13 protein-coding genes and 2 tRNA genes are annotated in these 16,255 nt (G+C 45.7%); 1 reads left to right on the top strand and 14 read right to left on the bottom strand.

From position 1 onward, the window contains the following. Positions 1 to 24: 24 nt before the first annotated feature. Both BBR47_RS16145 and edeP read right to left on the bottom strand, forming a co-directional pair. Positions 25 to 1,272, bottom strand: coding sequence for a lysine 2,3-aminomutase (locus tag BBR47_RS16145; RefSeq protein ID WP_041749467.1), 1,248 nt, complete (start codon positions 1,270 to 1,272; stop codon positions 25 to 27). Between the two features lie 79 nt (positions 1,273 to 1,351). Beyond that, on the bottom strand, positions 1,352 to 5,857 hold the full coding sequence (edeP, locus tag BBR47_RS16150; protein ID WP_041749468.1) for an edeine non-ribosomal peptide synthetase EdeP: 4,506 nt from the start codon (positions 5,855 to 5,857) through the stop codon (positions 1,352 to 1,354). A 304-nt stretch (positions 5,858 to 6,161) separates the two neighbouring features. Between edeP and edeQ the strand changes: the two genes are divergently transcribed. Next, entirely contained in the window at positions 6,162 to 6,599 is a 438-nt protein-coding gene (gene edeQ, locus BBR47_RS16155) for an edeine self-resistance N-acetyltransferase EdeQ (protein WP_015891495.1), read from the top strand. A 155-nt stretch (positions 6,600 to 6,754) separates the two neighbouring features. Here the strand turns inward: edeQ and BBR47_RS16160 are convergent. The 12 genes from BBR47_RS16160 to BBR47_RS16205 form a co-directional block, all read right to left on the bottom strand. Beyond that, positions 6,755 to 6,836: transfer RNA gene (locus tag BBR47_RS16160), tRNA-Leu, on the bottom strand. A gap of 44 nt (positions 6,837 to 6,880) precedes the next feature. After that, positions 6,881 to 6,965: transfer RNA gene (locus BBR47_RS16165), tRNA-Tyr, on the bottom strand. A 97-nt stretch (positions 6,966 to 7,062) separates the two neighbouring features. Continuing rightward, the gene (locus BBR47_RS16170) at positions 7,063 to 7,371 is read right to left on the bottom strand and encodes a hypothetical protein (protein ID WP_015891496.1); all 309 of its coding nucleotides are present in this window, start codon (positions 7,369 to 7,371) and stop codon (positions 7,063 to 7,065) included. A gap of 66 nt (positions 7,372 to 7,437) precedes the next feature. Further along, on the bottom strand, positions 7,438 to 8,004 hold the full coding sequence (locus tag BBR47_RS16175) for a thioredoxin family protein (protein WP_015891497.1): 567 nt from the start codon (positions 8,002 to 8,004) through the stop codon (positions 7,438 to 7,440). 27 nt (positions 8,005 to 8,031) lie between these two features. Continuing rightward, positions 8,032 to 8,202, bottom strand: a complete 171-nt coding sequence (locus BBR47_RS29920; RefSeq protein WP_015891498.1) for a YycC family protein — start codon at positions 8,200 to 8,202, stop codon at positions 8,032 to 8,034. A gap of 612 nt (positions 8,203 to 8,814) precedes the next feature. Further along, entirely contained in the window at positions 8,815 to 9,453 is a 639-nt protein-coding gene (locus BBR47_RS16180; protein WP_015891499.1) for a hypothetical protein, read from the bottom strand. Positions 9,454 to 9,722: 269 nt separating this feature from the next. Then, positions 9,723 to 9,896: a hypothetical protein gene (locus tag BBR47_RS30925; protein ID WP_015891500.1), complete on the bottom strand. Its 174-nt coding sequence runs from the start codon at positions 9,894 to 9,896 to the stop codon at positions 9,723 to 9,725. Between the two features lie 104 nt (positions 9,897 to 10,000). After that, on the bottom strand, positions 10,001 to 10,198 hold the full coding sequence (locus BBR47_RS16185) for a hypothetical protein (RefSeq protein ID WP_015891501.1): 198 nt from the start codon (positions 10,196 to 10,198) through the stop codon (positions 10,001 to 10,003). Between the two features lie 171 nt (positions 10,199 to 10,369). Next, a complete protein-coding gene (locus BBR47_RS16190) occupies positions 10,370 to 10,903 on the bottom strand; it encodes a TlpA family protein disulfide reductase (protein WP_015891502.1) in 534 nt (177 codons plus the stop codon). A 23-nt stretch (positions 10,904 to 10,926) separates the two neighbouring features. Further along, complete coding sequence (locus BBR47_RS16195; RefSeq protein ID WP_015891503.1) at positions 10,927 to 11,637, bottom strand: cytochrome c biogenesis CcdA family protein; 711 nt, start codon at positions 11,635 to 11,637, stop codon at positions 10,927 to 10,929. Positions 11,638 to 11,812: 175 nt separating this feature from the next. Continuing rightward, positions 11,813 to 13,042, bottom strand: a complete 1,230-nt coding sequence (locus BBR47_RS16200; protein ID WP_015891504.1) for an efflux RND transporter periplasmic adaptor subunit — start codon at positions 13,040 to 13,042, stop codon at positions 11,813 to 11,815. 28 nt (positions 13,043 to 13,070) lie between these two features. Next, the gene (locus BBR47_RS16205) at positions 13,071 to 16,208 is read right to left on the bottom strand and encodes an efflux RND transporter permease subunit (protein ID WP_015891505.1); all 3,138 of its coding nucleotides are present in this window, start codon (positions 16,206 to 16,208) and stop codon (positions 13,071 to 13,073) included. Positions 16,209 to 16,255: the final 47 nt, after the last annotated feature.

Raw genomic sequence — 16,255 nt, forward strand, 5'->3', positions numbered from 1 at the left:
CACAATTTTTCTCTCCTGACTCCCTTACCGAACAGCTTCACTCGGCAGGTTTTCCACGATCTCCCCATCTGCATTCACGTACGGCAAGCCATTATGTTCGAAAACATGGTCGAGGCAGTACATCTCTCCCTGTTTGTAGTCCAAAATCATCAGGTCTTCTGAACGGGTTGGGATTAATTCCTTCAACCGCTCTGGAAGATAGTCTGGTCCGACCGCTTGATGCCATTTCAAAACAATTTTTTCAGGGCGCTCGGCTGTCGGATAAAAGCCACAAATCTCTAGTTTTCCAAAGTCGTGCGAAGTAAGAAGCACCCCTTTTTTCTCCAAGCCACCCAGATTGCGTTTGGACTCGGCCACATTCCGGAACGCCTCGTCCAGTGGAATGGCATACTGCTCGACTCCCCTAACTGGCATAAACACCGTCAAATAATACGAAATGATTCGATTATCCAAAAACTTGCGCTGCAAGTCGATCAAGGTCTCGACAGAATCGTTCACGCCACGAATGATAGCAGGCTGTCCGCGAATCTGGACACCGACGGATAGCAGTGCTTGCGTTGCTTGGATCGAAACGTCACTGATTTCCCCAGGATGGTTGAACTGGGAAATCACACTTACCTGCTTACCAGGCGTCTGTCTTACTTGGTCAAAAAACGCCAGCAGCTCTCCATCAAGAAAACGAGCAGGGTCATAGGCCAAAGCCTTGGTTGCAAAGCGAACGAGTCGAATACTCTTCACACTCAATAGCGTGCTGATCAGCTTGATTAAGTCAGAAGTTTTACGGAAAGAAGCAGGGTCTCCACCAGTAAAGAGGACATTATCAATGTACGGATGGGCTTCCAAATACTGCACTGCCCTTTCTGCCTTGTCCATAATATTGGTGTATCCAATATCTTCATGGCGGATTTCGTTCACTTTGTAGCAGAACTGGCAGTTGGCAATACAAAAGTCGTCGATGTGAAGCAATAATGTCTTTTTGTACTTGTGTTGCAGGAATGCTGTTTCATCCTGACGGTACGACTTGTTTCCATACGGATCAAAACGGCCTTTATAGGGTTTCACTCCCGGTGGAGGAAGCACGATATTGATCATCTGGGTACGATAAGGCTCTGATTGACTCGCAATCAACTCGGCATAATAGCGAGTCACCTTGAATGGCATATAAGACTGCTCCAGCAATGCACCGCGTTCTTCCTTTTCTGCTTCTGTAAAGCCGACAATTGTTGCAAACTCCTCAAACCCCTTTTTTCCCATTAGTACCTTGACACTCAATGTAATCCCTCCTGTCATTCATTAAACACTCGTCATTTTTGGCTTCTCGGAAAACTTGGTCAAGCATGAGATTCGCTTCTTAACCAAACAGCAAATCCAGCTCTTTTTGCGTCAATTCCACCTCTTCAAAATCCGATGGCGTAAATTCAGGGACCTCCTGATGGCAGCAATGATCAATGAGCTGCTCCAATTCATTGATAAACAACGTAAGTAACTTCTCCATGGTCTCCTCGCTATACTTGCGCAAGCTGTACGTAACAGAAACCTGAAGTTCTCCTTGGCGAATGAGAGCAGCCACGTCAAGCAGTGCTGTCAAATGATTACCCACTCCGGCATCAACCGCCAAGTTTCCTCCCATGAGAACCAGCTCATCACTCAGTTGATTATCCACGGATCCCAGATAATTGAATCGAACATGGGATTTGTCCACTGCCGCGAGCAGATCAGGCTTTAGCCAGCCAAACCCAAGCCCGCCCATCGGAATCTGGCGCAACTTCTCCTTTACCCCTTTTAGGTGATCGGTCCGATTGGATGGATTCGTTTCAAACAAAACAGGATACATGCTGGTAAACCATCCTACTGTTCTGGTTACGTTCATCGTGTGAATAGAAGACTCACGCCCATGCGACTCCATTACCAGCAAGAGACGCTCCCTATCAAACACATCACTCAGTGTCCGAGTAAGTGCTGCAACCAATAGGTCTTGGGGACCCGTATTAAACATTCGGTTGGCCGTTGTCAACAGTCGCGACGTCATCTCGGCTGAAAGTGTGCGAGTAGATGTAGCACTGTATTCTACCAAGTCTTCTCCAAAATCGAAGTCAGTCGGTAGCTGGTCTTCCGGGATGGAAAACATGTCCCAATATGCTTTTTCTTTGCTTGCTTGAGTCGACTGGTAATAGGCGGAGACTTCCTTGATCCACGCTTGCATCGAATGCGTTTTATCTGGCAAATTAATCGGCTCATTACGTTTCAGACTGGCCAAGGCGCTCATCAAATCTTCCAGGAGAATCCTCCAGGAGACACCGTCCACAACAAGATGATGGGCCGTCAGAAACAATCGCTGAGGTCGATCCGGTCCCAATTCAAAGAGACAACCGGTAAACAGTATTGATTCTTCCAACTTGAAGCTAACAGCACAATCTCTCATCGCCTCAAGCATTCTTCTCTCCTGTTCTTCTTGCGGTACGGAAGAAAGGTCGACGTAAGATACTGACACTCGATTGGTTAGGTGGCGCTCATTGTAAAAGAGCTTCCCCTCTTTTGCCGAGTAATTGAGTCGCAAACAATCGTGATGACTAACCAGTGCTGACAGACTCGCCTCAAACTCCTCCAGCGTTACTTTTTCCTTGCTTTCGAGGAGCAACGACTGGTTCCAATGATCAGCATTGCGGAACTGTTGTGACAAAAACCAAGAAACAATGGGAGATGAAGGCAACTCGCCCGTACACGGCTCTTGTGGGATCTGTTCCACTCCCCAACTCCAGTCACTTCTCGCTTTTAGTTCTGCAATCGTGTCATAAATCAAGATGTCTCTAACCGGAATCTTGATTCCCCGCTGATGCAATCGATAAGAAACCTGAATCGCTTTGATCGAGTCCCCCCCTAGCTGGGAAAACGGGTCCTGTAAACCAAATGGCGAATGACCGAGCACGTCCTCATACACTTCAACCAATAGCTTGTCAAACTCGTCACGAGGACTGGTTTCATCCTCCGCACCTTTTCGCTCCATGACAGGTTCGGGAAGCTGTTTTCGATCAACTTTGCCATTTGAGGTCAGCGGAAATTGTTCAAGCTGCACGATTTGCGAAGGGATCATGTAAGCGGGCAATCGACTTGCCAGTTCTTCGCGGAGCTCTTTTTCCCGGAAAGATGTTTCCGTGATCAAATAAGCACAAAGGTACTTACGCCCCCACGTATCCATGCGATCAATCACCACTGCCTCACGCACAGAAGCATGACCAAGTAGCTGCTGTTCAATTTCACCCAACTCAATGCGGTATCCATGAATCTTCACCTGATAGTCAGCTCGCCCCAAATACTCCATGACTCCATTGGGACGATAGCGAACCAGATCGCCTGTCTTGTACATCACTTTCCCTGGCTGAAACGGATCGGGTAGGAAGCGCTCTTGCGTCAATTCCTCGCGGTTAAGATACCCCCGTGCCACACTATCTCCCGAGATGAATAGCTCTCCAGTCGATCCGATTGGGATTGGCTTCCCATATGAATCCAAAATATAGAGCTGCACGTTACTGATCGGATGTCCAATCGGTACAGATCCTTCGCCATCGGTCACTGGATCGTATTGATAGATCATGCATCCGACTACTGTCTCAGTAGGGCCATACTCATTGAGAATTTCGATTTGTCCGTTCCATTTCGCATGAATGGCCTCAGCCAGACTCACCTTCAAGTCCTCGCCGCCCACTATCACTCTCTTTACCGTAGTAGAAGGCAGAGCGATCTCTTGCAGCAAAAACAGATGGGCAGGTGTCAACTTTACAACATGAGAGCGTCCGTCACTAAAGATGCGCGATAACACAAACTCTGAATCGGAGTGAGGATAAATAACCATCCGATTTCCCTTTACCAGCGGGCAGAAAATGGACGTAACCGTCAAATCAAATGCCAGTGAGGAATACAGAGCAAACGCTTCTTCAGGACAAGAGAGATAGCGGTCTTTCGCCCACGAAATATAGTTGACTAGCCCTCGATGAGTAACCATGACTCCCTTCGGATTTCCAGTAGAGCCTGATGTATAAATGACATAGGCCAAATCATCTGGCTGATTGACCGATTCCAGGATTGCCCCATCATTTCGATACAAGGACGAATCACCGAGCTCCAGAATTGATTTAGACCACGAAATATCCTCTGATCGCGAAGTGTGACGAAGCAACAGGTCCGCTCTCGAATCAGACAGCAGGTATTCAATACGCTGTGAAGGGAGCTGAGGATCAATCGGAAGGTATGCCCCGCCAGCTTTTAGAACAGCCAACAGTCCGATGATCATCTCTGGCGAATGATCTGCTAGCAACGCCACAATTACGCCAGGACCAACTCCTCGGTTTCGCAACGACTGAGCGAGTCGATTCACTTGATCCTGCAGTTCCTGGAATGTCAGCGTGCGCCCCTCTGACTCCAATGCAATTCCTTGTGGCGAGCGCATTACTTGCTCTTCAAACAACTGGACAACCGTCTTCTCGCTGGGATAGGAAGCTGCAGTATCGTTCCATGTATTGAGCTGTAGCGCCAGCTCTTCGTCAGCAAGGAAGTTCAGATTGGATAGCGGTCCTTCTGGATTCGATATCATCTGATTGAGTAGCCGCACGAGATGATCAGCTATTCGGTCAATATCTTCTTCCGTGTACTCGGCGATCTTATAATCCAATTCCAGCGTCAATTGTTCATCTGTATCCCACTCCCTAATAATGACCTGGAGCGAATACAACTGGTGACCGTTGTAAAACTCTTCATTCGTCACGGAGTACCCACCAAGGGTGAAGGGCAGCTGCGTGCTGTAATAATTCACACAAATCTGAAACAGGCTGTCATAGCCATGTTTCTTCAATTCCAACTCTTGAGCCAGCAAATCGTACGGATATTTCTGATGAAAAAAACAAGAAGTCAATTCCCTGTTGACATATTTAACATAATCGAAGGCATCCATTTCCATCGGAACTGCCAGACGAAAAGGCATGGTGCTGGTAAACATCCCGAATATTTTGCGCTCCACTTTGCCTGAACGGTTTAACAGCGGCGTACCAATCACGATTTCTTCTTGCCTCGTACAACGCTGAAGGTAAAGACTGACGAGAGCTACAAACACGGAATTTAGCGAGCATTTCATCTGTTCCGCAAACTGGCGTATTCTTGTCGAATCTTCCTGGTTAAATGCATAGACTTTGCGCTTGCCTTCGGTAGTCTCTGTTGCCTTTTGTAATGTCGTGATTACGGGCAAGCTCTGAAACTTGTCCCGCCAGTAGCGCTTGTCCTTTTCAAATCTCTCAGACTGAGCATAGGCATGCTCCCTGTCGACAAAAGCTTGATAAGCGTGTTCATCTCCTACATGAACGGTACCGCCTGCCAACAACGTGTCATAATAGTGAGCAATTTGTTCTGTCATGATTGAGATGGACCAGCCATCAGCAATCAAATGGTGTAGCTTTACAAAATACCCTGCTTCCTCGTCACTCAGTTGGATCAGACAAAAGTAGAACAGAGGCTCTTGTCCGATTGAAAACGGCTTTGTAAACAAAGCTTGCAGGACTTGTCTGCACCGATCAGGGGCATTCGGTTCCTGACTGAAATCAAACACCTGCAATGGCTGCGGTTCGTACTCTCCAACAAACTGAAGGACTGTCTCTTCCTCCTGATAGTTGAGTCGCAAGGTATCGTTCTTTTGAATGAACAGGTGAATGGCCGCTTCCAGTACATCCAGCTTCACCTTTCCTTGAACTCGCACCATCCCCCCTAACGTATGGATAGGAAGCTGTGGATGTAATTTTTCCGTATACCAGATACGCTTTTGTGGATGACTTAAAGGATAACCGACCTTCCATTGCTTCTTATCCTGGCGCAAAGAATATCCCCCTTTCTGAATTGTGTAGATGTAATCACAACTCAGACATGGTAAAAAATCAATTCAGTTACAAATACTTCCAGTTTCAACTATATAGATGACTCTTCTATAGTGTCAAATGAATTTTCCATAAATTGTTATTTCTGAAAATTGGGCTAATTCTTTCCCTCTTTCCCTTCCTCTGGTGCTGCATAGATTTAGAAAAAAATTTGTGCACTCTATTGATTTTGACTTTCTTTTCACGTAGGATAAAATGTAATATATTGACAAAACAATAAATCCCCGGAAGGATGAATGTGATTAGATGCCTGTGACACTTCGTGAAGTAACTTTGGAAAACTGGGAAGAGTGTATTGAACTGGAACCTACTCCCGAACAGAGCGAGTTTGTTGCCCCAAACCTTTACTCCATCGCTGAATCAAAGTTTCAAACTACATTTGTTCCTTTGGCCATATACCATGATGACACGATGGTTGGCTTTGTCATGTATGGGCTTGACCCCGACGACGGAAATTACTGGATTTACAGACTCTTAATTGATGCGAAGTACCAACGACTAGGCTATGGACGTACTGCCATTTCACAAGTCATTGATATCCTGAAAGCAAAGGAAGATTGTCAAAAAATTGTCATTGGCTATGCCCCAGCCAATGTCGCAGCCGAAAACCTTTACGCTTCGCTCGGATTTCAAAAGAATGGAATGGTTTTGTTCGGCGAGACGATTGCAGAATTGAACTTTTAAGCGAGTTTTCATTACCCAAAAATGAAACAGCGGCGACCTAAGACCTGAAAACCAAGTCTTAGACTCGCCGCTGTTTGAATTGTTTCCCGTATAGTAAAAAGCACACCATCCATGTGTCTGTAAACATCATGGTTAGTGTGCATTCGTTTTTGATATGGTGCCGGTGAAGGGACTTGAACCCCCACGGTTTCCCTCACGATTTTGAGTCGCGCGCGTCTGCCATTCCGCCACACCGGCAAGTGAACTATGAATAAATTAGCACATCATCGATAGAAAATCAATGGTGGGGAGAGACGGATTCGAACCGCCGAACCCAGAGGGAGCAGATTTACAGTCTGCCGTGTTTAGCCACTTCACTATCTCCCCACAATACGTGCTGTCTATCTTCTGCTATTCTCTTCAACCAGAAGCGACATTTATTAATTTATCATGAACTTTGTTTGACGTCAACATATTATTTTGATTAACTCTCTTTTTTCGCCAAGATCTCTTGTGCCCACTCGTGAAAGACGCGCAGTGCTTCATCTACTTCTTGAAAGGTTGCTTCTCCCTCACAGGAGTATTCCGGGAAGTCAAGTATACGGTTTTTGCGAATCTTCACTTGCCCTTCTTCACATTTTATCTCCAAGAAGTAGGGAACAGCTTCATCTATTCCATAACTGTTTTCTAAAAACTCGTAGGTACGTACCCACTCCAAAATTCGAACTTCCGATGCTTTTAAGCGTAGCACCTGCTCCAAGGACATAATCGTTTCATTCCCGTAGTAATACATGTTATTCAGCCCTTCTGCATGAAAATGGACGGAGCCGTGACTCCGCCCTGTTATCGATGTGATAGATTAAATCGAGGAAAGTAGCTCTCTCAGTTCTTTGACAATCACTTGCTGGTAGCCAGTTCCTTCTCCATACTGCTCGAGCATTTCGGCACGCGCTACTTTAATCTTGTCTTCATAATCCGAGGCGTTTCGGTCCGGGTTTTGTTGTTTGAATGTCGTCATGACAGCTTGGACATGCTTCGGTCGTGGTCCCCATTTTGCCAGAACATGTCCACCCGTGTCTGCGAAAATAACAACAGGGATCGCCCGACCGCCCATCGTAAGAAACTCATCCATGAGATCGAGGTGTTCTTCCATCACCATAATTTCCACTGGCATGTCTGTTTCTTTTAAGGCATGCAAGACGACTGGCAAGTTGCGAACGACGTCGCCACACCATTCCGCAGCCAAAATCAAGCATCTGAGGTCATCACGATGCTGGAGAGAAGCAAAAAACGCACGGTCTTGTTCATCCTCCCATGAAAATGCATCCGACCAGTTTTGGTATGTATCCTGATTTTTCGTCATGCTTTCCACAAACGCTTGTGGCTTGAGCCCCGTACGGAATTTATGTGCTACATTTGCCCCCATCTTTTCTCCTCCTTTTGTATCGCTCGCCTATTCTTGGTTTTTATTCGCTGCTTCGTTTGCTTCCTTTTCTTGATTAGCCAGCTCCATCATTTTTTGCAACAAAATATGCTGCGGCATGTGCATGAGGCGTTCCAAGGGTACCTGAAGTGCTTCCGCCAGTTTGACTGCCGTCTCCGGTGATATTTGTAATGGACGCATGTCAATTTTGCTCCTTTCCCTTACTTTCATGAGTCCCTTCAGTATAATACACGGTTGTTAAACCTGCCAGCTTGGTATCTTGTGGCTCATCCGCTAACTTGTGTTCAAAGAAAATAAAGTATTAGACTGATGTTGTTGATTTGGTGCTATTACTGTCTAAGAAAGCTCTTTACCTTAGAAAAATAGGTATTAGACTATTCAATCCTTCCATACAAAAAGGCCGGTCAAAACACAAAAATAAAGTGTTAGACTGGCCTGGTTTATTGAGCTATCGACCCCGTTAGCTTAAACCAGAAATTAGAGTATACATCTAAAATCTCAATTGCTGTCCTACAAGTTTCTAGGCTCAATATATATAATAATTGGACCAAGCCTTCCATCGTCTTTAGTTTTGAAGGTAACTGCAACAAATTTATCTTTATCTAATTTAAACATTTCTTTTTTATCCATCTGGCATTTCGTTCATCCTCAATTCCAAACAGTACAACAGCTGCTTGCTCCACTAGATGTAACACTATTTTCGTACTTCTTCTGTAAGGCTATTTCAGGCTATTTAACTTTTTGATGACATTCTGAAGTCCCAATTCTGTTGACTTCTTGAAATAGAAACTTTCAAATTACTACTCCCAGTTTTGAGAGAACCCGATCCATTTCATCAAAATGTTCTTTGTCGCTTGAAGCATAGATCAAATCAAAACTATCGTTATTTTTCATCACTGTTATTATGCTGTCATCGTAATTCCCATAAAATTCGATGCCAATCCAATGCCGAAAGGAAATAACTTTATTATTAAAATTTTCACGAATAAAATCCAAGTCGGTTTGTTCAATGGAATAGAACGATTCACAGCCGTATTCAAGAGCGAATACGGTTTGCAAATAGGCCATCGCATGAAAAAAATCGGTCAATGTTTCAAAATCCTTTTTCCATACCTTTTCATCGTAACTCATATAGACAGGTGGATTGGACCTGGATAAATCGTTCTTATGGATTCCCCAAACACAGACACGTTGATTCTCGCAATAAAAAATTAAATATTCGTTATGTTTGAAGTGTTGGAGTTGCTCGGGTTTGATCAAACTATCTTGCGTATGATTCAGCCGCTCGTCTTTACCGAGTTCCAAATAATAATCTATAAACACCTGGGGCAATTCACCAAAATTATTTTTAATGGTTTGTATCTCGTCATGACTAAACCCATTTCGTTTTGTAATACGAAACAGCTTTTTAATCATTGTAAAATCAGTCATCCACATCACACCTTATCCTTTGTATAATACTCCATCGTTTGACTTAAGGATATCTCAAGTCGGTCTCCTTAACCATCAAGAGAGCATATTATACACCCAATTTACCATATATTTACTTCACTATTCTGCCTGTTAGTTGAATAACTGGCGCCAGTCTAACACTTTATTTCTCAGTCTAGTACTTTATTTTTCGGTCTAATACTTTATTTTTACGGAACAACTTGTTGATGCTCCGGGAAAAGCAAATCCAGCAGACGATGAAAATGGGCCTACAACTCCCCTATCGCCTTTGCTTCACGAAATGGCAATTCTCCTAGATGATGGCTGCCCCCCTCGATCCATTTATTTGCTTGGTACGTCTCTCCTTGGTTATGGGCAAGCCATTCCTGATGTAGAAGTACAAGCAAACGCGGTGCTGAGAAGCCTTTCTCTTCTACATGCAAATCCGCTTTTCCTCGATTTTCACACTAAAAGGATAGTCCCTCTTGAATGTAAGTGAAGGGACTATCCCCCGTGAACCGTACACTTGCACATAGAAAAAGACAAGCTATTGCTTTTGCTTAGTGAGGATGCATGGTACACCAAAGCCGATCGCGCCGGGCTGGGACATCTGTTCCAGATATGCCAACCCTCGTGCACATTGCTGTTTGCATACTTGACATGTATGGGACGTTACGATTCTTAGCTGTACTTGATTGGGATGCTGTCGTGTATTCTTCTTCTTTACCTTTTTGCCCTTGGCCATCCGTTTTCCTCCCTTTGCCCTAGATCACTCCAGTCTATGAAGGAGAACACCACCGCTCTTTAGGCAAGCATACAAAATCAGGATATTCACCTGCAAAATGGGCCTTGTCATACGTGTCACAAATAGAAAAAGCCGCCGGAGAATTCTCCCCCAGCGACTTATGTGCCTTCCTTATGGCTTTGGACTTAACAACTGGCGCAGTTCCAGCTCCAGTGTAGGAGCATCAACCATACCGATGATCTTTTTTCGTACGATTCCATCCGCGTCAATCAAGTAAGTCGTTGGGAATGCCATCACCTTGTAACGGTTCGACACAGTTCCAGCGACGTCCATCGGTATCGGAAATGTCAGCTTATAGTTGGTGACGAAGGCCATGGCTGCTTCCGGGCTGTCATTGCTCGTGACGTTCACACCATACAGATCAACCTGTCCGCCGTATTTTTCATAGACTTTTTGTAAATCAGGCGCTTCCAGCTTGCATGGTCCACACCAGGAAGCCCAAAAATTCAAGACCAATGGTTTCGCCCTTTTGCCTTCTACCTTGTACGTCTGCTGATCCAATCCTGTCAGTGTAAAATGAGGAGCCGCAAAGCCAACTTCCGGTTTTTGAACCTCTGCTACGATTGCGGCTGTTTCTTGAGGCTTTTCCCAAACAGCAAGTCCGCCCCCCAATAATACGATCACCGCGAGCAACAGCTTTTTCATTTTGTCACCTCTGCCCTACTGAGTTAGAATCCCGTAAAGCCTCCGTACATTTGAATGAGAACGCGTGTAATATCCGTCAGTTTATCTGTATACAGAAGAATACCGAACAAAATCATAATGGCTCCTCCGATTTTCATAAACAGGTCGGAATACTTCACAATCGCTTTCACCTTACTGATGAAGAATGTCATGACAAAAAACGGAATGGCGAAACCAAGTGTATACGCCAATGTGTAAGCCAAGGCGCTTGAAGGATTGGATACACCCATGACGATAATGCCTGAAAGAATGGGTCCCACACAAGGTGTCCAGCCAGCTGCATACGTCATTCCCACCAGTATGGACCCAGTATACCCCAATGGCCTCGATTTTAAATCGATTTTAAAAGAACGCATCATCCAATCCATTTTAAACACGCCAAGCATAACAAAGCCAATAACAGCAAGCAAAATACCGCCCAATTGACGAATCAAGTCCTGCTGGTCGGTGAATAAGCTTCCGATCCAAGATGTAGACAGCCCAAGCGCAACGAAAATGATCGAAAACCCGACAATGAAGAAAAAGGTATGCAAGAAGGCTTCCTTGCGAAAAACCGCTCTCCCTTTCTTTACCTCATCAATCGTTACTCCAGTTATGTAAGACAAAAAGGACGGATAAAGCGGCAGGCAGCAAGGAGAAATAAACGAGAGAAAACCTGCTGCAAAAGCCACAAACACAGTAATATCGCCAGTCATATGTACCTCCGCTGGGTATTTTATCCACTATCTTCTCATTGTATCGAATCTTTGCCCCCTTCAAAAGTAGCAATGACACTTTGTCTTAAATCCGTGACAATTTCATGGCCGAGTACTTCCATTGTACACAAAAAAGAGACGGATGTACCCCGTCCCCTTCTTGCTACTCTTTTTCTTACTGAATCGTAACTTTGCCGCCATCTTGGAGCAATGTTTGCCCTTTTACCACGATCTTATCGCCGGCAGACAAGCCTGTCAAAATTTCGATCTGATCACTGGAGGATTTGCCTGTAGTGACCTCGACTTGTTTGGCAATGTCACCTTCCAGCTTGAATACATACTGTTTGCCATCGCGATCAAAAACTGCACCGCGCGTTACAACGATCGATTTTGCTCCGCTTTCCCCAACCGATGGGAAGGTCACATTCACAACCATATCGGACTTCAGCTCATTGGATGGGTTTGGAATCGTAATCTCCACTGGGTATGCCTTGAGCTGCGAATCCATGATTGGACTCATCGCCGTTACTTTGGCATCAATCGTTTTTCCTGTAGATTGTACGTTTACTTTTACGGTTGTTCCTACTTTTACTTTTGTGATATCAGCTTCTGACAGATTTGCTTTTACCAGAAGAGGGTTCGTGTTAACGACAACCACAACCGGCTGCTGACCTGCCATTTGACCAACTGCACCGCTTACGCTGGAAATATATCCGTTGATCGGAGACGTCACAGTCGCATTCGCCAATTGCTCACGAGCATTTTGTAGACTTACTTGTGCTTGCTGCACAGATGCTTCAGAAACTTGTACGCTCGTTTTTTGCCCAGCTGATTGTAAAGTCTGCTGTGCGTTATCATAAGAAGTCTGTGCTGTTGTCAGTTGGGAGTTTGCCTGTTCCATCTGCTGTGCGGAAATCGCTCCTTGTGAAAAGAGCTGTTGCATCCGCTGCTGGTTTACTTTTGCATCCTGAAGGGCAGTTTCTGCCTGCTTCAAGCTATTTTTTGCTTGCACCAAGCCTTGATCTGAACTGCTGCCTGCTTGGTTTAAGCTGGCTTTTGATACATTGTAGGCTGCTTCTGCTTGCTTGACACCGTTCACCAGATCTTTTTCATCGAGCTTGAACAATACTTGACCTTTTGTCACGTATTGTCCCAGTTTCACTGGCAGGGAAGAAATTTTCCCGCCCATTTTCGGGGAAACTTGCACTTCCTCACTCGGCGCCAGCTTTGCCGTGAGACCAGAATCTGATACTACTGAGCCTGTAGCGACCGTTTCAACCTGTACAGGGGTTGCGGCGGCTTCCACCGTTTCCGTAGGCGGCGTTTCCGCTTGCGGGCTGGAGCACCCTGCCACTAGAGTGATGGCCAGCAATGCCAAAATGACGGGTTTTTTACTTCGTTTCATGTATGTCCCTCCTCTTCCCACAAACGTCTTACGATTCCAAAGCGGGATTGATTTTCTTTTGTTTCTTAGCAAGTTTCTTTTCTAGTTTCAATTGGCGCTTCAAGCGTCTCTTTTTCCCTGCATCATCAAACCAAGAAGCGACGACAGGAACCAGAACCAGTGTAATCAAGGTAGAGAATCCAAGACCGAAAATAACCGTCACGGCCATTGGTGCGTTCGTCTCAGATCCGGCGCCACCAGAGAACGCAAGTGGTCCAATCGCCAGAATCGTGGTGAGTGTCGTCATCAAAATCGGACGAAGACGGATCGGCCCAGCGTGCAGGATCGCATCAAACAGCTCCATACCTTTTGCACGTAGTTGGTTCACGTAGTCGATCAATACAATCGCGTTGTTCACGACCAGACCGATCAACAAAATGTATCCGATCAAAACCCCAACGCTGATCGTCGTGCCTGTCACCAATAGTCCAAGCAGAACGCCTGTAACGGTTGGTGGCACGGAGAACATGATGATAAATGGGGTGTATAGCGATTCAAACTGCGCAGCCATTACCATATAGAGCAACACGACTGACAGGACAATCGCGAGAGCAAGGCTACTGAATGATTCCATCATTTCTTCGCTTTGCCCGCCAAAATCGACTGTGTAGCCATCCGGGAGATTCAGCTTCGAAATTTTCTCTTGCACTTCCCGTGTGACAGAGCTTAGGTCACGCCCTGCCAAATCACTTGTTACTTGAACTTCACGGCTGGAGTTGGCACGGTTAATCGATACCGGCACATCTATCTTATTGATAGTCGCAACCGAGGTCAATGCGATCTGTGCCCCACCAGGAGCGGAAATTCGCAAATTGTTCAAGAAGTTGATATCTTCCTGATACGATTTCGGCAGCTTGAGGTTGACGTCAATCTCATCATCACCCGTGCGATAGTGCGTTACCGTTTGACCTTGGAAGGAAGTTCGAACACTGGAGAGAATTTGTCCTGTCGTCAATCCATACAAGCTCGCCTTCTCAGCATTGATTTTCACTTCCAGCTCTTGTCTTGATTCTTCCAAGCTGGTTGTTACGTTACTCGTACCAGGTACCTTCTCAATCTCGCCTTTAATAATACCACTGATGTCTTTCAGTACAGCCAAGTCATCCCCGCTCACCTTCAACTGAATGGGGGAACCTGTAGACATACCGGCTGGTGCACTTACCTTAATTTCTGGTCCGGCAATATGCTTCAGCTTTTCCTGGAGATCCATCACAATTTCATTGGAGGAACGTTTGCGCTGGTCGAGATCTACCAGCATCAGGGTGATCGTTCCCTGATTGGATGACAATGTGCTCGCTATCGGTGATGCATTGCTACCAACCGAAGTCGCTACAATTTTCTTCTCCGGAACCGTGTTGACAATTTCTTCTACTTGTCTGGTTACTTTCTCGGTTTCAGCCAGAACTGTACCATTCGGCATTTTGATGGAGATATTTACTTGACCTTGGTCCATGGCCGGGATAAACTCTGCCCCGATCATCGGAGTTAATGCGAGAGAGCCCACCATCAGGACAACCGAAGAAATCATGACTGTTTTACGATGGCCCAATGACCATCTTAACAATCCTTGGTAGCCTTTTTCTACTTTGCTAAATCCAATGTTGAACCAAGTAACCGGATTAATTCCACGATAGTTCTCATGATGCGTATGCGACGGAATTTTTTTCAAAATTCTCGAACTCAGCATCGGCACCAGCAAAATGGAGAAGACAAGCGCCGCAATATGTGAGTAAACAACCGTCAATGCAAGTGGTCCAAACAACTCAGAAGCAATACCTTCCGTGAGGGCAATCGGCAAGAATACGCAAATTTGCGCCAAAGCCGAAGCCATAACTGCCGTACCTACTTCTTTGGAACCATCCAAGGCCGCTTCCATCATACCTTTTCCCTGTTCTCGATGACGGAAAACATTCTCGAGCATAACAACCGCAAAGTCAATCAATGATCCTAATCCCAATGTCAAACCGGAGAGGGAAATCAGGTTGATCGTCTGTCCTGACATGTACATCAGCAAGAACGTAGCGACGATCGATACAGGAAGTACAATGACCGCAATTACCATGGATCGCAAGCTGCCCAAGAAGAAGAACAGCAAGATCATACCGATACCGCCACCCAACAGAGCATGTTCAGCGGTCGTGTAAACGGAATCCTTAATGTAGGTGGATGTGTCTAGAGTTGTAATGATTTGAACGCCTTCTGGCAGCTCGCTTTTGATTTTCTCCAGCTCAGCTTTTACATCATCTGCTACCTCAATGGTGTTTCCGCCAGAAGCTTTTGTCACTCTAATACCCAAGCTAGGTGTTCCATTCACGTAACTCATTTGCGTTACATCTTGATGCGTGTCCTTTACCTGGGCAATATCGCTGAGCCTGATGGAGTTTCCTCCGACAGAAATTGGTGTCAGCGCGATTTGATCGACATCAGCAAACTCACCTTGTACACGGATGTTGAGCTTGGCATCACCCTCACGTACCGCTCCACCGGAACCTGACAAGTTGCTACCCTGTAGAGCCTGCTGGACTTGGTCAAGTGACAAACCATACGCCGCCAGTTTGGCTGGGTCGACGGTAACATCGATGATCCGGCTTTGTCCACCGCTGATGGAAGCAGATGCGACCCCATCAATACGCTCCAGGCGTGATTGGATCATATCCTCTGCCATCTTTTTCAATTTGTTGATATCTTGCTCACCCGTCACCGCAAACTCAATGATCGGTGTACTGTTCGGGTCAATACGCAGTACGCGTGGCGCTCTGGCTGAGTCAGGCAAAGAACCACGAACCTGATCTACCTTCTCCCGCATGTCGAGAGTCGCCTGATCAAGGTCTGTCCCCCAGTTAAACATGAGGATAACCTGCGAGGCGCCTTCCATCGATACCGATTGTATACTATCTAAATCGGATACCGTTGCAAGTGCGTCCTCAACCGGCTTCGTAACTAGTTTTTCTACCTCACTTGGAGATCCGCCGTCTACGGATGTAACCACGACAGCAACCGGGAAGTTCAGATCCGGCATGAGATCAATCGCCAAGCGAGGCAGAGAGACGAAACCAAAAATCAGCATGGCCAGAGTCAACATAATCATGGTGACCGGGCGTTTAATCGATAGTTCAGAAAGATTCAATCCACTCACCTCTTTTTTATATATCTGCTAATTTTTTGTGAGAAATA

This window comes from Brevibacillus brevis NBRC 100599 (assembly GCF_000010165.1).
GTDB lineage: Bacteria > Bacillota > Bacilli > Brevibacillales > Brevibacillaceae > Brevibacillus > Brevibacillus brevis_D.